At 51.6% G+C, this 19,304-nt stretch carries 9 protein-coding genes; 6 read left to right on the top strand and 3 right to left on the bottom strand.

Annotated features, from left to right (window positions below):
* The first annotated feature begins 41 nt into the window (after positions 1–41).
* The 6 genes from B5M13_RS09335 to B5M13_RS09310 all read left to right on the top strand — a co-directional run bounded on the left by B5M13_RS09335 (position 42) and on the right by B5M13_RS09310 (position 16,434).
* Positions 42–2,219, top strand: a complete 2,178-nt coding sequence (locus B5M13_RS09335) for a prolyl oligopeptidase family serine peptidase (protein WP_080055426.1) — start codon at positions 42–44, stop codon at positions 2,217–2,219.
* Positions 2,220–2,492: 273 nt separating this feature from the next.
* The gene (locus tag B5M13_RS09330; protein ID WP_080055425.1) at positions 2,493–4,187 is read left to right on the top strand and encodes a hypothetical protein; all 1,695 of its coding nucleotides are present in this window, start codon (positions 2,493–2,495) and stop codon (positions 4,185–4,187) included.
* On the top strand, positions 4,171–11,028 hold the full coding sequence (locus B5M13_RS09325) for a hypothetical protein (protein ID WP_080055424.1): 6,858 nt from the start codon (positions 4,171–4,173) through the stop codon (positions 11,026–11,028). The genes B5M13_RS09330 and B5M13_RS09325 overlap by 17 nt, the downstream gene beginning before the upstream one ends.
* The gene (locus tag B5M13_RS09320) at positions 11,025–13,145 is read left to right on the top strand and encodes a fibronectin type III domain-containing protein (RefSeq protein WP_080055423.1); all 2,121 of its coding nucleotides are present in this window, start codon (positions 11,025–11,027) and stop codon (positions 13,143–13,145) included. Before B5M13_RS09325 ends, B5M13_RS09320 begins: the two co-directional genes overlap by 4 nt.
* 2 nt (positions 13,146–13,147) lie before the next feature.
* Positions 13,148–15,997, top strand: a complete 2,850-nt coding sequence (locus B5M13_RS09315) for a fibronectin type III domain-containing protein (RefSeq protein ID WP_080055422.1) — start codon at positions 13,148–13,150, stop codon at positions 15,995–15,997.
* A complete protein-coding gene (locus tag B5M13_RS09310; RefSeq protein WP_080055421.1) occupies positions 15,994–16,434 on the top strand; it encodes a hypothetical protein in 441 nt (146 codons plus the stop codon). Before B5M13_RS09315 ends, B5M13_RS09310 begins: the two co-directional genes overlap by 4 nt.
* 37 nt (positions 16,435–16,471) lie before the next feature.
* On the opposite strand, the gene B5M13_RS09305 is transcribed toward B5M13_RS09310, so the two are convergent.
* The 3 genes from B5M13_RS09305 to B5M13_RS09295 all read right to left on the bottom strand — a co-directional run bounded on the left by B5M13_RS09305 (position 16,472) and on the right by B5M13_RS09295 (position 19,299).
* Complete coding sequence (locus B5M13_RS09305) at positions 16,472–17,377, bottom strand: hypothetical protein (protein WP_080055420.1); 906 nt, start codon at positions 17,375–17,377, stop codon at positions 16,472–16,474.
* A gap of 88 nt (positions 17,378–17,465) precedes the next feature.
* Positions 17,466–18,377, bottom strand: coding sequence for a hypothetical protein (locus B5M13_RS09300; protein WP_080055419.1), 912 nt, complete (start codon positions 18,375–18,377; stop codon positions 17,466–17,468).
* Between the two features lie 493 nt (positions 18,378–18,870).
* The gene (locus B5M13_RS09295) at positions 18,871–19,299 is read right to left on the bottom strand and encodes a hypothetical protein (RefSeq protein WP_080055418.1); all 429 of its coding nucleotides are present in this window, start codon (positions 19,297–19,299) and stop codon (positions 18,871–18,873) included.
* Positions 19,300–19,304 lie beyond the last annotated feature (5 nt).

Genomic DNA, 19,304 nt, shown 5'->3' with positions numbered 1-19,304 from the left:
ATTATACGTATAACTAGCTGACCTCTAATCAATTATTTACCATGAAGACCTCTTTGTATACGATAGTAGCTCTGTTTGTCAGTCTGACGGTACAGGCGCAGGTATCCGTTAACGCTAGTCTACCGGCTACGCCCAAAAGACCTGTCACGGACACCTATTTTGGTAAAAAAATCACCGACAATTATCGCTGGCTCGAAGATATGAACAGTGCCGAAGTCAAAGACTGGTTCAAGGCCCAGGGCGATTATACCAACACCCTGCTGGCTCAGATTCCAGGTCGCGACAAGCTCATCCAGACCTTTGTGGATTACGACAAACGGCTCCCCATCCGCTACGGCGAAATCAGGAAACGAGGAAACACCTATTTCTATCGCAAAACCCTTCCTAACGAAAACGTCGGTAAGCTCTACTGCCGCGAAGGGAAAACCGGGCCCGAAAAACTGCTCTTCGATCCAACCGCATCGAGTCAGGGCAAAACCTACGCCATGAGTGCTTTCACCCCCAGCCCAGACGGAAAGCTTCTGGTCATTGGCCTGCAGGAAGGCGGTGCCGAACTGTCGACTTTACGAACCATGGACGTAGCCACCAAAACCTTCCGCCCCGAAAGCATCACCGCTGTTTTTGGCGGAGGCATCGACTGGTTGCCCGACAACAGTGGCTTTCTGTATACTCCTCAAAATTCGAACGATCCTAAAGACCCTAAAGGCAACCTCGATACCAAGGCCCGATTACATAAACTAGGTACCAGCCCCGGCAACGACCCTGAATTATGGTCACGGGCTAAAAACCCCGACATGGGCATTCGGCCCGACCAATACCCGATTATGTATTTTTCGGGTGATTATACACAGATGTACGGTATCCTATCGTCGGTTGATCGGCGAATTGATGCCTGGATGGCGGCTCCAGCCGATCTTACAAAATCGGCTATTAGCTGGAAACGTGTAGCTGCCCCCTCCGACAGCATCAACGATTTTTACAAGATTGGCAATCGACTGTACTTGCTGAGTGTCAAAAATGCACCGAATGGCCAAATTCTGGAAACGGACGCGAGCAATCCAAATCCGGCGAAGGCGACTGTTCTACTGCCTGAAAGCCAACGAAATATTACCCGGATCGTAGCAACGAAAGATTTTTTGTTCGTCACATTGAGTGATGGTATCAATGAGAAAATCCGGCAGTACGATCCCCACACAAAACAATGGGCTGATGTACCCATTCCAGGCACAGGCACTACAGGTATTGAGCCTTATGACGCTCCACGTAGCAATGAGGTATTAGCCTACATAACCTCCTGGAATAACCCCGGCACTGCCTACGACTTTGACCCATCCACCCGGAAAATAGCGGTTAGTACCTTCGATGTGCAGCCCAACTACCCTGGTGTAACTGATTTGGTGGTTGAAGAGCTTGAAATTCCAGGGCATGATGGCGTAATGATACCGCTTTCGCTGGTCTATCGGAAAGGACTTAAGCGCGACGGTAGCGCGGTCTGTTTTATGACCGGTTATGGTGCCTATGGCATATCGGCCACGCCTTATTTTAGCCGACGGAGTCTGGCCTTACTCAATCAGGGTGTTATCATCGCCGAAACCCATCCGCGTGGGGGTTCCGAAAAAGGGCAGAAATGGTATCGGGCAGGTTTTCAGACAACCAAGCCTAACACCTGGAAGGATTTCATTTCGAGTGGCGAGTACCTCGTTAAACATAAATACACAAGCCCACAACACCTTATTGGCGAAGGCACGTCGGCAGGAGGCATCCTTATTGGCCGGGCCATCACCGAGCGCCCTGATCTGTTTGCCGCTGCCATCAGTAACGTAAGCTGCTCCAATGCCCTCCGTATGGAAGAATCACCCAATGGCCCCGTCAATGCACCCGAGTTCGGCACCGTAAAGGATTCGGTCCAGTGCATGGCGCTCTATGAGATGGATGCCTTCAACCATGTGAAAGAAGGGACCAGGTATCCGGCGGTAATGTGCATCGGAGGCATGAACGACCCGCGTGTTATTGCCTGGCAGCCGGGTAAGTTTGCCGCTGCCCTACAAAACGCCAGTACCTCCGGCAAACCCGTAGTTCTGCAAGTCAATTACGACAATGGTCATTTCACAGAAGACAAAGCCGTAACCTTCCGCAACTTCGCCAACATGTATGCGTTCGCGCTCTGGCAAGCGGGTCACCCCGATTTTCAACCGGCCAAGGCCCTCGTGAAAAAGTAACGACCCTCATCAGGTATTAACTTTCTATCCACCCAGCAGCCCGGTCTTCGGATCGGGCTGCTTGTTTATCCCTTCAGCCCATGCTGGTATGCGTAAAAATACGCATTAAGCAGTTCAGCAAAGCGCAAGCTCAAAAACACAAATATCTGATTATCAAACCAATAAAAACAAACCTATTCATCACGTAGTATCCCTATCATACATTTATCCGATTGATTGGCGCAGCAGGCAAAACTAGCTTTGACACAAGTTTTTTGACCATCTCGTCAGCTCATGCGTCCAACTTTACTTCTTCTCCTTTTCGGGTTCTGGCTGAGTAAGGTAGCATTGGCACAAACCGATGCCCCTACGACGAAATCCCTGCCTGTAAAAGTGTCGGGAGGATTGAATGCCTACGCGGGGTTTTATACAGCCAGTGGCATTGCCGCCCGCAACCAACCCTCTCCTTTCGGATTAAGTGGCTCGGTAACCGTTGCATTGCCTGGTGGTATATCACTGCCTTTCTCGGCCGTACTGGGCAATCAGGGCAGCAGTTTCCGCCAACCGTTCAACCAGTTCGGTGTGTCACCAACCTACAAATGGGCTACCGTTCATGCAGGTTATCGAAATGTCAGTTTCTCCCCCTTTACGCTGGCGGGGCATACGTTTTTGGGAGGTGGCGTTGAACTCAATCCGGGCAAGCTGCGGCTGGGAGCCGTGTATGGCCGATTCAACAAAGCGATCTCAACCAACCTGGCCGAACCCGACATTATCCCCGCTTATCAGCGTACGGGCTATGCGTTAAAAGTTGGGTATGGCAAACCCGGCAATTACGTCGATCTGATTATGTTGCGCGCCAAAGATGATTCGGCTTCGATCACCTCAGCCCCTCAATCCGTTTCTCAAACCGTTACACCCGCCGAAAACCTGGTCGTAGGCCTGACCACCCGCCTGCTGATTCTGAAACACATCACGGTTGAACTCGATGAGGCCGTTAGTGCCTACACCCGTGATGTTCGGAGCACGCTTATCTCGGCCGAAGGGAGTAATTCAGTAACGCGCTTCTTCGGAAAACTTTTTACGCCCCGATTGTCAACTCAACTGACGCAGGCGACGCAGGCAGCTATCGGCTACCGGGGCAAAGCAGCAGGGATCAAACTCCAGTACAAGCGCATCGACCCTAACTTCCAGACAATGGGTGCTTATTATTTTCAGAGTGATATAGAGAGTTATGCCATCGCCCCCAACCTGACCTTGCTGGAAGGTAAACTTCGATTGTCGGGCAGTTATGGGGTACAATTCGACAACCTAGCCAACAACAAAAATGCCCGTACCGGACGAAGCATTGGCTCGCTGATCGTCTCGTACAACCCGGCAACGGCTTTCGGTATCGATGTACAGCTTTCCAATTATGGCATTAGCCAGCAGGCGGGTCTTCGTCCGGTCATCGACACGCTCCGGCTGGCGCAGAATAACCTGTCGGCAACGGTCAATACACGATATACCCTTCAAACGGAAGATGTAGCGCAGGTGTTTACCCTAACAACCACCTATCAGAAACTCAGCGACCTAAATGCCACCACCGCCAGCCAGACCGAAAACAACAACATCAACCTGAACCTGGGCTATTTCTACCAGCAAACCACCACCGGCTGGGGCTTCAACGGCATGCTCTCCTACACACAAACACAGTTGCCCGTTGCCGTTGGTGATACCAATCAAACCGTGCGCTTCTTTGGCCCTACGCTGGGGGCTACCCAGTCGTTTCTGGAGAAAAAGCTAACGACGTCCTTCAACGCCAGCTATCTGGTCAATCAGCAGTCGGGCATAACGGGCAAGGTATTAACGGCTTCGGTAAACGCTGGCTACCAGATCGCCAAACGCCAGACGGTCAATGTATCGCTCAACTACCTGAACTCTAATACCGGCATTCAGGAACAAACCTTCAACGAACTCAGAGGCAACCTTGGTTATGGAATCTCATTTTAAATTCGATATAACGCAAAGGGCGCGGAGTGTTTCGCAACGAGCGCAACGAATCCTGGCGTTCTCTGCGCTCATCATAACGATCTTTGCGGTTAACACTGTCTATGCCCAAACGTTCCCGTTGCAGGTGCAGGTGAGCGTGATGCCGCCCTATAGTGCCTACCTTCAGGATTATCCCGGAGTTGGTCAGCAGGTGCGGGTGTTTATCATCAACACCAGCCGGAGTACATACCAGATTCGTTTGACAGGCCAGCTTACGGGCGACAACGGCATCGAAATCAAAACGTCGCCCAACTACCGCCCTCCGCGCCCGGTTACAGTCCCCCCCGGCCAGACCTTACTCACCCGAAATGATCTGGAAGGGTTGTTCGACCTGAATCAAATCGAGGTAACCGGAATCGACAAAAACCTGCTGGCACGGGGCCTGCCACTCCCGGACGGAACATATCAACTCTGTATCCGGGCGTACAACGAAACGGCTACCAATACGGCAGCCACTGCCTTTGGCCAGGCCCTATCGGCTGAGTTTCCGTTGGGATGTTCAGCACCGATTGTGGTTCGTTCGGTGGAGCCCCCTATCCTGATTTCGCCCCTCTGCGACGCCAACGTAACGGCTACGACCCCACAAGCTGTTGTGTTTACCTGGACACCTCCCGTTGGAGTTTCGCCCGCTTCGGTTGAGTATACCCTCCGGGTCGTTGAACTACCCCAGGAAAACATCGACCCGAACGTATTTATCGATGCTATTACATTACCGAAATCAGGGGTCGAATTGCGGAACCTGCGTACAAGCACCTTTTTGTACGGCCCTACGCAGCCACCCCTGGTTGTGGGCAAGCGGTACGCCTGGCGAGTACAGGCCATCGACCGCTCTAGCAAGCTGCATTTTCAGAACGACGGAAAAAGCCCCGTTTGCGCCTTTACGTATGGCAATGAGTCCACGCCGAAGCTACCAATTCTGCCTATAGCCTCAACGGACTCGACAAAAGAGAAAAAATACGTAGTTAAATCGGGGGAGCTTCCGATTAACTGCTCCTGCAAGATTGAGCTGGGTGACAAAACAGTCGATAACAGCGGTGTGTTAAAAAGCCGCTCGGCAACGATCGCTGGCTTCCAGTTGACTTTCCTCGATAATGTAAACGAATCGGAAGGTGGGGTGCTGAATGGCGACGGTATGATTCCGCTGCCACTCGTCAACAGTCAGTACGCCCGACTACGGGTGCATTTATACAATGTGCAATGTAATACTGCCGGGCAGGTGATTGGTGGGGTGGTCCGGGCCCGCTACAGCGATAAAGCCGACCCGTCGCTGAAACCCAATTGGGACAAACCCGACTATACACCACCTACTCTGACCAGCGATCAGATTGGCAACATCAGCAAGACCTTGGCCGACAACAAAGATATGCTGGTATCATCGCTGAAAAACTCGGCCAACAGTGTCGGCTTCGACGTTCCATTCGGCATCGACAAATCCTTTGGGCCTATTACCACCAATATTGCCATCACCGACGTCACCTTTACGCCCGAGCAGGCTTATTACCAGGCCAATACCTGGATCGTCCTGAATAGCAAGCCGGGCGGTTTCAGCGGCATACCACTTAGTGGCTACAACCTGTGCATGAGTGCCGATAAACCGTTTTGTGGTGAAGGTATGCTCTATCTGGGTCAGGATATGGAACTGTCGAAATTTCTGTCGCTGAAGGGTGGCCCTGCGCTACCGATGATGAAAGCGGAGGAGCTGGCGGCCAAATACACTTACGTGTACTTCGATGTGGAAGGTTTTAAGAAAATGGGGATTCGCGCTGGACTGAAACCACCGGGTCTTCATCGGGTTGCCGACGGTGCCGACCTGGAGATGCTGGCATCGTCAGATGTTAATACCCCCGATTTTGATGACTGGAATGCTGAGCTAACGTTCGACGATTTTTACGTAGGCAGCCTGAAAGACTATGTGTTTTCGATGACCGACGCCGATGGCAAAGTCAACAAAGGCTTCTATGACCATAGCGACACAAAAAATCCCGATGGTTTTGTCGATGGCTATACCGACATGGGCAACCTGTGGCAGGGTATCTACTTCCCGCTGGTCCAGCTCAAACTGAGTGGTCCCTTCGCCAAGCTCAATAAAAAAGGCAAACCCTTAACGGGCGGAGTCAAAAGCCTTATCTATGACTCACAAAACGGTTTCAGTGGGAAGGTCTTTTTACAGAGCGTATTAACCCTTGGCGACGGTCAACTGAAAAGCTGGGGCATTTCCATCGACGAAATTTCGGGAACCTTCAAGAAGAGCGAATTTCAGGAAGCCAGCATGCGCGGAGGTATTGGGCTGCCACTGTTCAAAAAAGACGACGGCACCGCTTCCACCCTATCATACACGGCGGCTATTGTGAATAACCCCAATAGCACAGACATTACGTTCAACGTGCAGCCGACCGACAATATGCACGTCGATGTATGGCGAGCCGATTTGCAGCTTAACAGCGATTCTCACATCAATCTGGCGTATATAACCGGTAGCTTTTCGGCCTCCGCCATTTTCAACGGCAAGCTCAGTCTTGACCTGAGTATCGCGAAAGTTACAGCCGCCGAGTTCACTGGTTTAGGCGTCATGACGGAAGCGCCTTATTTTACCATGAAGAACGTCTCCTTCAACTCCCCCCAACGATACATCGGTGCCCCCGGCGACGATGGCTTCCCGCTTACGCTGACCAACTTCGCGGTTCAGGAAGCCCCTGGTGCCAAGGTATCGGCGCCGGCGATTGCTAAAGACCTGGCCTTTACGGGGAACGTAAACCTGACCGAATCAGCTAATTTTTCGGCCTCGGCTACAGCACGGATGCGCTTTACGGTCGGGCCATCCTGGGAGAGTTGGGGCTACAACGATTACTTTATTGATTCGCTGTCCGCAGCAGGCACCATCGGCCCGGCCAGCGTATCGGCTACAATTGGCTTCATGCACGATGACCCTACCTGGGGGAACGGTTTCTTCGGCCACGCCCTGCTCGATGTGGGCCTGGCGGGGTCTGTAGGTGTACAGGCCCGCTTTGGCCGTACAATTGGCGATAAAGGGTTTAAATACTACTATGTCAGTGGTGTTGTGCCCCTGGGACCAACCGGCATTCCACTCGGTTCTACAGGATTGGCTATGAAAGCATTCCGGGGTGGATTGTACCGAGGTATCGACCAGAAGATTGCTGGCACCAACGTTTCGTACAGCCCCAGTAGTACCGTCGAACTTGGGATTCAGGTCGGGGTCATCATCGGAACCGTGGGTACGAACATGCTGAACATGGATGGCACCCTAACGTTCCAGTTTGGCGCGGATCCGAAGGTAACGATCGATGCGGCTGCCTATGTGTTACACAATGGTTCACCACCTAATTATGAGAACCCGCTGGCATCGGGTCATGCCCTGCTGAAGGTTGACATTAACAACGGCACTATTTCAGGTAGCGCCAGCCTGACCGCCAGACAGGGATTAAGTGAAGGCCTATCGCTGGCCGCTGAGGCCAATGCTGAGATCTATTTCGAACCCCGAAACCTCAATTTCTACCTGGCGTTCGGGAATCCGAACGGCCAACGAATCGACCTCAGTCTGATGCTGGGCAGTAAAGAGATCATTGGGCTCGATTCGTACTTCCTGATGGGTACGTACATTCCACAGAGCGTATTCGGAACATTGCCACCACCCATGTCCACCGACATCGTTTCGCCAGAGCTGATTAGTCGACTGAACTACAAACCAAACCCGTTCAAAGGAAACGGCAAAGGGGTAGCGTTTGGAGCTGGGTTTCACATTGGTACGCCTAAAGATCAGGTTCAGGTCAATTTCGGCCCCTTTTATTTTTCATATTACCTCGGTGCAGGGTACGACTTCGTCTTACAGGAAGTGCAGGCCTGTAAAGGCTATAATCCACCGGGCTTTAATGGCTGGTATGCCGTGGGGCAGGTATACGCTGGTTTAGGGTTCAGCCTGGGCGTTGATGTAGACCTGTGGTTCTTCAGCGGAAAAGTCGAAGTAGCCGGGGGCGATGCGGCCGCGCTATTACAGGGCGGTATGGTCAACCCAGTCTGGCTGCAGGGCAGCGTGGCTATTCGGTACCGGGCCTTACGAGGTCTGGTGAAAGGTACGTGCAGTGCGCATGTCGAATACAATACGGATAAAATCTGTATTCCCGATCCACCACCGGTCAATCCCTTTGCGCAGCCGCTTATATCCAGCCTGCAACCCAATGGCGAGAAAGATCTGAATATAATTTCTCCTTTCTACGCGGAGTTCAACTACCCCATTGAAACCAATATCGATGTGGATTCAGTCGACATAAACGGGAATTATCGAGCCACCATCACTTTCCGGGTCGCCTACATTCCGGGTCAGCAGTTTGTGGCCCAGCCTGTTGGCAGTGTGTCCGCTAAATATGCCTCCTGTGTTGGCGATAACAGTGGGCGGCTCCGGTATGGCAAAAATGAAGAGGGTGAATCTAATACGACGGCAACGTTTTATCGAAACGCGGCTATGGCCCCTGAAATCGACCATACCCTGACATTGGGCCTGGTCGCTACCCGTCGGCAGGCTGATGGCAAATTCCATCCGTTCTATTTTAAAGGGAAACTTGTTGATACCACGGCGGTTGCCAAGTTTACAACGGACAAATGCAATCCGTCGATGACCCGCGAAGGAAACAACAAAACTGTCGCATATTCGTATCCGTTCGAAGGGCAGCGGTACTTCATGAAAGGTGAAGTGAACACAGGCTTTGTGGAATTCTTAGCTAAATCGTGTTGCATTGAAGGATTGACCAACAACGAAGACTTCTCCCTGAAAGTCCGCATCAGCCCAGGCTTTGATGGCGTGTTCGACGATAAAAAAGCCCTGTTTGCCGACCCAACCTACGATGGACTGCACGTAAAATATACTATGCCCGCCGGATTGGTCAACAGCCAGCTTTACAAACTCGAACTGGTCAGAATTCCAACCCAGACTTACATCGACAAACAGGAAGCGGTACTGGCCGAACTGAAGAAGAAAGCCAAACAACAGGCATCAGCAGGTAATTTATATGCATCTGTCAGCCAAGTGGCTCATTCCGGCCCGAAACTATCCGCGCCAGGCTCCGGACTTAGCAGCCAGCAGGCACCCTTGCCCGCAGGCATGAATAACAAGGGCAACAATTCGCCGGGAAGTACACCGGGTGGGGGGAAACAATATACAGCCCCCCTTGGCTCGACGGGAAACTATGCTCCTGGCGCAGGGGCTGGCCCATTAGCTATGAGCGTTAATACCAAGGCGGATCAGATAGGGACTCAATATGGAAATAAACTACCCCTGGTCGATGACGGCGGCTTAGTGTTGTACGACCCCAACAAGTCGAAAAAGAGTGACAAACTGGTAAAAACCAGTAAAGCTCAACAGGACTACGAGATTGGTAAACAACTGGAGCAGGTACTCTACAGCTACTATTTCCAGACGAGCCGATTCAATACGCTGGCTGAGAAAATCCAGGCCAGTGGCTTCAATATTGCCGATCAGAAAAATACAACAAAGGTACTAGGTCTTTCGCTTCCCGATGCTGTGTTTACAACACCCATGAGCAATTCACTAGAAAATTTTGAACAGTATGAGTTACAGGTAGCTGATCTTGGCTACACCAAATACCTGCCTCCGCTGGTGAATTTCCGGGCCAATACGACGATCAACCCCTGGTTTGACACCTACATGAAACCGACGATCCGACTCATGTACCCGGCCAGCTATGCCCTCGACCGGGCCAAGAAACAGCAGCAAAATCAATCGTCGGGTGGCGGCTTGTTCAGTGGTGTAGTCGATCAGGTATCTGATGCTGTTTCGGGGGCTGTGTCCGGGATGTTTGGCGACAACATCGACGCAAGTGTAGATGCCGATATTGAACTATTAGAGCGGCAAATGACCTGGGTGACTGCGCAGTTCGACCTACCCGAAAAACCCATTCAGTCGTGGGAGGTAGATGGAGCACTGCATGGGTCGGAAGGATATTACAAAACCGATCAAATAACGGGCGAAGAGGTCAAGGTAGCCTCGGGTACGGCGGCATCCATTCATAAAAATGGGACACAGCGGTATGGTATCTGCCTGTCGGCGTTGCCCTTTCAGGATATGTATCTCCAACGGTTAGTGCCTTTTGTCGATCAGTATTTGAACATTAATCGCGAAGACTTTCAGGTAAAGGGATTTCTGCTGGATGCCGCCATACTCGGTACGGCCTTAGTGGTAGCCGATGAATATAACCTGAGCCAACTCTGGAAAGATAACTTTTCAAAAAATTGCAAACCTGCGCTGGCGAAGCTGGACACCAAGCTTCCCATCATAGAACTTAACGAGGCTATTAACAAGATCATTAGCGACGCGCAAAACTACGCCAATGCGTCCACGCCGTTTACGAATACGAGCTACCAGCAGATGTCGGGCGATCAGGGCTATAGCAATGCGGTCAATGGCACGACGCCCCCCCCGCAGAAAAACACGTTTGCAACCCATGGCTTCTATGTACAAGCTACGATCAGAAGTCATTTTGCCTATATAGATGCCTATGATGCCATCAGCAAGATCTTCTGGAACGACGCCACTACTAAAGCCCTGAAAGCGGTGAAAGAGGGTAAATATAAGGCACTCGCATCCCAGCACGGCTCACTTGGGCAATTCGATGTATGGGCCTTCTCCCCCCTTAAAATGGCCGAAATGAGTCTTTCGAATTCGGCCGGGATTAGTGATATCCTATACGATGCGGCTCACAAATGCCCCTCGAAAAAGGCTTATGAAAATATGAGTAAAACCAAACGATCCGGAATCATCTACATCAAATGATACGCATTGCTTTTCTCCTTCTGCTTGCCCTTACGCCCGCGTTGGCGCAACGGAAAAGTCGCACCGCACCAGCCTCGCAAGGCCCAACATCGTCGACCCTCGCCAATCTGGCCATACCGGATACTACTCGCTATCGCACTATGGCACTATCCAAAGCCTACGGCGACTCTGTGTTCGTACGCTGGGCACCCGACAATGCGACGCTCTGGCGGGCCGCCAACGTACGGGGTGGTGGGTATTTACTTACGCGCCGGAGCATAAACGCCGAAGGCAAACTGGTGCTCGACTATCAGAAACAGATTCGCCCCTGGACCATTGACCAATGGAAACAGCGTTGCGGTCCACGTGATACCTTGGCTGGTGCCTGTGTACAATTGCTGTACGGAAAGCGGGACCGGAGTATATCAACTGGCGAAATAACGCTCAATAAAGCCCTAAAACAGCACGAGCAGAATCAGTACGAACTAGCCCTGGTCTTGCTGGAGGCCGACATCAATGCCCGTCATGCGCAGGGTCTGGGTCTGGGGTATATGGATAAAGACGTAAAGAAGGGGACAACCTATGTGTATGCGCTCCTACCGTTAGTGACTGATCAGAAGATGCCCGTTGATCTAGGAAAAACGATGGTACGCAATGAGGCTCCTGATCCACGGATACCGTTTATTGAACTTCGGGGCGAATCAGGTGACCGACAAGTGCGAGTGACCTGGGATCGAAAAATTGCCGATATGGCCTATACCGCTTTCCTGGTCGAACGTAGCACGGATGGGGGACGTACGTTTCGACGACTCACCAAACGCCCCTGGTTTCAGCCACCAACTAAAGAGTTGAATTTGTTATATGCCTATACCGACTCAACAGCCCGTAATTATCAGCCTTATCAATACCGCGTTATCGGTATCACACCCTTCGGCGAGCAAAGTCTGCCGTCGCCAGTATTGACCGTTCGCAGTATGGATCAGACCCCGCCTTCCCGTGTTGAAAAGGTAGATGTTTCCCACCTGGGCGGAAGCCGTGTCCGAGTAAACTGGACGCATCTGAAACCACCGGGCGATCTGCGAGGCTACCAGATCAGTAAGGCCGCCCGTATCGATGGGCCATTTGTAGAACTTACCCGGAAGCCATTGTCCCCCAATCAGCGAACCTTTACCGATACGACAGCCATTCCGTACCAACCCGCGTTTTATCAGGTCACAGCCATTGATACGTCGGGTAATGAAAGCCTGTCGTTGCCCATGTACTGTACATTCAAGGATACGAAAGGGCCCTCTAAACCCAACAATCTGCAAGGGTATATCGACACAACGGGCTTCGTTCGTATTGTATGGGATGCCAATCCTGAACCAGACTTATTGGGCTATGCCGTCGTGATGGCCAATGACCCGACGCATATTTTTACGGCCCGAACCAGCGGGTATCTGGCGCTCAGCCTGTTCAACGACCAGACCGAACTCAATACACTGAGCAGGCGATTGTGCTACCGGGTCATTGCCTACGATAAAAATCACAACCCCAGCCAACCGTCCGATGTACTGATTCTGACCCGGCCCGACCGAGTGCGCCCGGTCTCTCCTATTCTTACGCGTTACGTTGCCAGCGATACAGCCATGAACCTTTTCTGGGCAAGAAGCAGCAGCGACGATGTCCGTGAACAGTTGCTGCTACGCCGGGGAGCACCTACCGAGCGCTGGCACGAAGTGGCCAAATTAGCGCCCACCCAGACCACCTATACCGACAGGAGTGTAAAGCCGAATACAGCTTATACCTATGCACTCATGGCCGTCGATTCCGCAGGATTACGTTCGGATGTGTCACCTGTACTGGACCTGAAAACATTGACCTTATCTGCTCAACCCATCACGAACCTGACCACCCAGTTATCGGCAGATGGCAAACAGGTGGTGCTTCGCTGGAAATACCCGAATGACCTGTGTCGGTTTGTTATTTACCGAGCTGGTTTACCGTCTCCACTCCGTACCTACAATGCTGTTAACCGCGAGCAGACCTTTACGGACAAGGCGGTACAGAAAGGTCAATATGAATATGCTGTGAAAGTAATCTATCAGGATGGTCGCGAATCGGGTCTCTCCAATCGTGTCAAAATTGACGTCAACTAGCTATGAACTCATTGATACGTTTTGGGTTGCTGGGGCTGGCCCTGCTGGCTACCATCTCCCTGTTCGCTCAATCCAACGCCCCAGCCAATCTGAAGGCAACCGCTACGACCTATAACCAGATCGACCTGGCCTGGGACGACAAATCGACCAACGAAACCAAGTTCGAGATCGAACGTATAGGCCTAACCGGCAGCTTCATCAAGATTGGGGAAGCCTCCGCCAACTCGCCATCGTATCAGGATAAAACCGTTACGAGCCTGAATACCTATAGCTACCGAGTTCGGGCCGTATTTGTGACCAGTACCTCTACTTACTCCAATACACTCACCGTTAGCACCCCTCAGGAGCCACCCGGAACGCCTACAGGTCTGACGGCCACCTTGCAGAATGGCAGTGTAGTTCTTAGCTGGAGTAACGGCTCTGGCGGGACAGCTACCAGCTACCGGGTCGAACGGTCGGTACAGGGCGGAGCGTATAGCCTCTACCAGACCGTTCAGTACAGCCGAACCCCTGGCCTGACCGACAACGGTGTTCAGGGCGGTCAGCAGTATTGTTACCGGGTACAAGCTATCAACGGGGGTGGTTCGTCGGGCTATGCTGGCCCCACCTGTCAGACCATCCCGCTATCGCCAACGAATATCAAAAACCTAATCGCCACCACGGTAAGCAGTAGTTCGATTAAACTAAACTGGACACCCTATGGCAAAGAGTCGGGCATTACCATCGAACGACGTAAAGGCCAATCGGGCAATTTCGACAAGATCAAAGACTGGCTGGCCGATAGTGGCGAATTTATCGATACGGGTCTGGAGTCGAACACTGAATACTGCTACCGAATCGGTGAAAGTGGACACGACTATTCGGCCACCGTCTGTAAAACGACCTCTCAGAGCGTTCCGACGGCTCCGGCCCGCATGCAGGCGCAGGCAATTGCCTATAACCGAATCGATCTGCAATGGGCCGACCTGAGTAGCAATGAATCCCGCTTCGAGATTGAACGAGCCACGGGCGGCTCAACGGCCTCGTATACCAAAATCGCAGATGTAGGCCCGAACACGCAGACATACAGTGACCAGAGCGTTCAGGCCAATACCCAATACTGCTACCGGGTACGAGCGGTCAACGATGCCGGAAATAGTGGTTATAACGATCCGCCTGCCTGTACGACCACCCCGGCTCCTCCCGCTGGCATTCCCCAAAACGTAAAGGCTGTAGCGACGTCTACTACGCAGATTAGTCTGTCCTGGGATGCTGTATCGGGTGCCAGTGGGTATCAACTCGAACGAAGTCTGAATGGGACGGATGGCTGGCAACAGATCGGCCCCTCCCCTGCTACAGCCACTACCTTTGTCGACAATGGACGAAGCCCCAATACCCGCTACTACTATCGCGTGCGGGCGCTGAACAGTGCGGGGGCACCAGGTGATTACTCCGGCGTTGTGAATGCGATTACGCCCGATGTGCCGCCTGCCGATCCGGCCCGGCTCACCATTACAGCGTTTACCTACAATCAGGTGAGTCTGCAGTGGGCAGATCTGTCTGGCAATGAAACAGGGTTCCAGGTTGACCGTAGCCCAGACGGCACGAGCTGGACCAAAATCGGGGATGTGGCTCAAAATGCGACAACGTATACCGATCAGAGTGTGGCTCCGCAAACGCATTACTATTACCGGGTGCGGGCAGTCAACGCGGCAGGTTTATCCAATCCTTCCAATACGGTCGATGTTACAACGCCCGTTGGTCCACCCATTGCGGCTCAGGACTTGAAGGCTACGGCGACATCTACTACACAAATTAGCCTAAGCTGGAGTGCCATACCGAATGCAGTTACGATTGTTATCGAGCGCAGCCCGGATGGTGCTGGCAGTTGGAATCCGCTGACGACGGTAGCCGGAACGACCACCACCTATACCGACAACGGCCTGACACCCAATACCCGCTACTACTACCGAATCCGGGCGACCAACGTCAGTGGAACCGGCCCCAATAGTAATGTAGCCGATGCCCTTACGCCTGATGTACCGCCCAAAGAACCCGCAGGGTTAACCGCCAAAGTAATTTCGACCAGCCAGATCAACCTATCCTGGACTGACCAATCGACGAACGAAAGCGGTTTTGAACTCGAACGGGCTACCGGTACGAACGGTTCGTTCCAGAAAATAGCCGACCTACCCGCCAATACTACCACTTATGAAGACAAGGCATTGGCCGACAACACTCAATACTGTTATCGGGTTCGGGCCAAAAATGCAGCCGGTCCATCGGCCTATACCGATCCGGCTTGTGCAACCACCCCGTTAGCTCCCCCGGGTACACCGGTAAACCTGACGGCCGAAGTGGTCGATTATGATCAGGTCAAACTGAACTGGCCTGCCGTGAGTGCTTCAGCCGTAAATGTCCGTATCGAGCGATCCACGAGTCCATCGGGGCCTTTTCAGGAAATAAAAACCGTTCCAGCTTCCCAAACTACGTATACCGACGCTGGGTTGCAGGAATTCACCACCTATTACTACCGGATTCAGGCCAGCAATACGGCTGGGAGTTCAGGCTTCTCGAACGTTGCTCAGGCTCAGATCAAGGAGATACTGATTGCCGTGGAAGATGAGTGGCTTTCGCAAACGCAGGTGTTTGTGGCCGATCAGACGCTGCATATCCAGACCGACTGGCATCAATCCAGCCAGGCACTTATTCAACTCCATAGCCTGGCCGGACGAGTCCATCTGAATGACAGTCGACGTGTTTTACCGGCGGCTGCCTGGACCTATGCATTGGGACAACTACCAACGGGTGTTTACATCGTCGCCATCCACGTTGAGGGGCGAATCTTTACGAAACGAATCTTACTGCCATGAACAAACTAGTTGGCCTATTTATGCTCCTGCTTGGCCTGACAGGTTGTCAGCCCAAACCCATTACGCCTATCACCAGCCTGATCAACAAAGTCTGGAAAGCCAATACCGTTAAAGAATCGGAAGTGCTAGTCTTTACGCTGGGGGCTACATCGAATATAAAACCGGGCTATACCAACTTCCGGCTCGATCTGAGCAAGCCCGACCAGGTGATTTTGAAAGATGTAGATGGGCGCGTCACGACGGGCACCTGGAGTGTATCGACCGATAACAAACGGCTCCTGCTGGACAACCTAACGCCCAAGCCTACCAACACCAATGGGTTGATTGAATACTATATTCTGGCCGAGCCCGACGGCTCTACTTTATCCCTCGAACGCACCGCCGAAAGCCGCAAAACAGGCAATACCGTGAACCAGTACGCCTTAATTCCTGAATGACAGAAATAGTAGCGGGACACAGTAGCCGTAAAACGGATTAAAACCGAAAGACAAGCCCTGCACCGACGCCTATGCTGTTCATGGCGACGTTAAAGCTTAAGGCTTGATTTGGCTGGGAAGTGGTCGAGTTTACGATATTCCCTTCATTTTTGTACTCGGTTACAACGACACTCGAGACGGGTTTTCCGTTAATTACGTTGGCGTTGGTAACTTCGAGTCTTTTGGGTTTGAACGATTGGTTATAACCCACTACCTCCGCAAATCCCCGAATGGCTTCGCTCAACCGAAACTGAATCCCCAGCGCTGCCTGATACCCAAGCGCCAGCGAATTGTCGGTGTAGTTACTGGTAACATTATAGGTGCTGCTGGTGCCGTTTGTAGATTGGCTAATGGCGTTATCGACCGTCTTATAATCCAGTACGACTCCACCCACCAGCCCAAGCCGATTATAAATGTAATAGCTGGGTCGCGAAAGGGCTTTGAACGTAATGTTGGGGATAACCGATAAGACCTTCAACGTTATGGTCGATGCGTTTGTGTAGGTGTAAGTACCGTCGTCATAGCTATTCGTAATGTTTACCGGTGCCCCAAACAGGATATCCGCATCGAGTCCAATATTAATGAAATCACTAACAATCAAACCAATACCAACTCCAGCACGTGGACCGGCTCCTAAGCCTTTATTCGTCGTTTTAAATGGAAATGCAATGCCTGTCTGGCTTAGCGACTCACTATACCGGATTTGTACACCCGGCGTCAACAAGCCATACAGACCATATAGTTTCACATAAACGGGAGACTCAGCGGCTTTGGTTTTTTGAGGAGCAGCGGCTGCAACCGATCCAACCGACGGGTTCAGTGCGTTTAAGGAAAGGGTAGACTGAGCGTTTACGATTACAGCCTGCATGAGCAAGCCAATGAGCGGAGTGAGGTATCGATTCATAGGAGCAGATTAAATGATTTAGCTAAGCGTTATAGCTTAATTCTTTCAGGCTTTTCCGATCGCAAAAAACGAGTCGCTTTCGGGCTATTTAAAACCGAACGACCAGCCCGGCTCCCAGACCAACACTATTGATGGGCACGTTATAGACTGGCTGTTCGTAGGGGTTCATTTTATTGTAATCGCCCGCATCTTTAAACTGGGTAGCTGAATTCTGGACAGTTGTGGCTCCATTCGTTGTGCTGCTGTTGGTATTCTGCACCTCTCTGGGCTTGAAGGATTGGTTGTAAGCCACCACTTCGGCAAAACCCCGAATCGACTGACTTAACCGAAACTGAATGCCTAAAGCCGCCTGATATCCCAGAGCCAGTGAGTTTTTGGTATAGGTAGCCGTGTTCACAGATGTAGTGGTCGCTCCCCGCGTGGGCGTTTGAAGCGTATTGCTGAGCGTCTTATAATCCAGTACGACTCCGCCTACCAGCCCAAGTCGATTGTAAATGTAATAGCTGGGTCGTGAAAGGGCCTTGAATGTAATGTTGGGGATGACAGATAGGACCCTTAACGTTGTATTGGTGGAAATCTTGTAAAAACTAGCCGTGCTACCGCTACCCACGAAGACATCATAGGTAAGCTGTAGTGGGGTTCCGAATAGTAGATCAGCATCAACACCCACGTTGATAAAATCACTGACGATGAGGCCAACCCCAATACCAGCACGTGGTCCTGCTCCCAGATGTGTATTGACAGGTTTGTAAATCGTAGGCGATGTAATCTGGCTTTGTGTTCCGCTATAGTTGATTTCGGTTCCGGGGGTTAGCAGGCTGTAGAATCCATACGCCTTCAGAAAGAAAGGAGCCTCACTCAGCTTCCCTTTTTTGGGCGCTACCTCCACAGTAGTGGATTCAGTTGAACGTCCAATTGTATTCTCAGCAATAGCCGATTGTGCCTGAGTAGTCGAAACACGCAGGAGAAGACCAATAAGGATAAGGCTGTATCGATGCATAGTAGTCGTTGAGTTAAAAATCTGGTGTTCAACATAATCCACCCCCGATGCGATACGTAAAAAGCATTACATACATTTGCATGAAAAGTGTAGTATAAGCCAAAACGTGTTCGGCCATCGTCATGAAGGCTACGCTTTTTTACTTGAAACCTGACGATCGTATCGGTGGGAGACTCCTCAAACTTAGATCCTGTATCCAACTAAAAACTGGACTAGAAACAGGGCATTGATTCTGTTTTCGTACAGATCATTCACCAGCAAGAGTAACCTATTGACTAAACCTTTGCGAGGTGTGACTTTAAAACAGCCGTAAATTAACCTGACACACCATACAGCGGAGAAACCTTTGAGTAAACGGCAATGGTACGACAGTTCCGAAGACACTATCTCTTTTGGGTAATTAGCCTGATAATCGCACAGCCAGCCTATTTCCTGCGGATTAGACGTACTCTTTCCGTCAATGACATCAGCGCAAATGCCAACAGAAAAACCACTATTTACATGCCCAGATTTCTTCGATACGGTCGGGCCCTCCCCGCCAGCCAAAGCGTAGCGTAGTGGTGGTTAGTTCATCAATTGAATTGCTCGACGTGCCATAGTTATTCCAGGGGCGGCTGGGTAGCATAAGTTGGGTATCGGTACTGGACCAGCTACCCAATACCAGAGGTGAAGTATCCTCTCCAACGCACCTCGATCGATCCACTGTTAGCTGACCGTCCGGCCCAAATACAATACGATAACAGCCTGGGGCCAAGCCCCCAATGGATACACCGTGATAGGTTTGATCGATGGTTGACCAGCCCGTTGTGCAGCTCGTCAGTAAGGCAGAAGTAGGTGGGATTCGGTGGTCATCGCACGACCAGGGCAGAAAAGCCAATATGACTAGCCAAAGGCTCTTCGGATGACTAACCAGCGTTTTCATACTAT

Source organism: Spirosoma aerolatum (genome assembly GCF_002056795.1).
Taxonomy (GTDB): Bacteria; Bacteroidota; Bacteroidia; order Cytophagales; family Spirosomataceae; genus Spirosoma; species Spirosoma aerolatum.
This window is presented reverse-complemented; position numbering and strand designations above follow the sequence as displayed.

Excerpts from the sequence above, each read along its gene's own strand:
- B5M13_RS09335 (WP_080055426.1), top strand. The coding sequence starts at position 42 with ATGAAGACCTCTTTGTATACGATAGTAGCTCTGTTTGTCAGTCTGACG.
- B5M13_RS09330 (WP_080055425.1), top strand. The coding sequence starts at position 2,493 with ATGCGTCCAACTTTACTTCTTCTCCTTTTCGGGTTCTGGCTGAGTAAG.
- B5M13_RS09325 (WP_080055424.1), top strand. The coding sequence starts at position 4,171 with ATGGAATCTCATTTTAAATTCGATATAACGCAAAGGGCGCGGAGTGTT.
- B5M13_RS09320 (WP_080055423.1), top strand. The coding sequence starts at position 11,025 with ATGATACGCATTGCTTTTCTCCTTCTGCTTGCCCTTACGCCCGCGTTG.
- B5M13_RS09315 (WP_080055422.1), top strand. The coding sequence starts at position 13,148 with ATGAACTCATTGATACGTTTTGGGTTGCTGGGGCTGGCCCTGCTGGCT.
- B5M13_RS09310 (WP_080055421.1), top strand. The coding sequence starts at position 15,994 with ATGAACAAACTAGTTGGCCTATTTATGCTCCTGCTTGGCCTGACAGGT.
- B5M13_RS09305 (WP_080055420.1), bottom strand. The coding sequence starts at position 17,377 with ATGAATCGATACCTCACTCCGCTCATTGGCTTGCTCATGCAGGCTGTA.
- B5M13_RS09300 (WP_080055419.1), bottom strand. The coding sequence starts at position 18,377 with ATGCATCGATACAGCCTTATCCTTATTGGTCTTCTCCTGCGTGTTTCG.
- B5M13_RS09295 (WP_080055418.1), bottom strand. The coding sequence starts at position 19,299 with ATGAAAACGCTGGTTAGTCATCCGAAGAGCCTTTGGCTAGTCATATTG.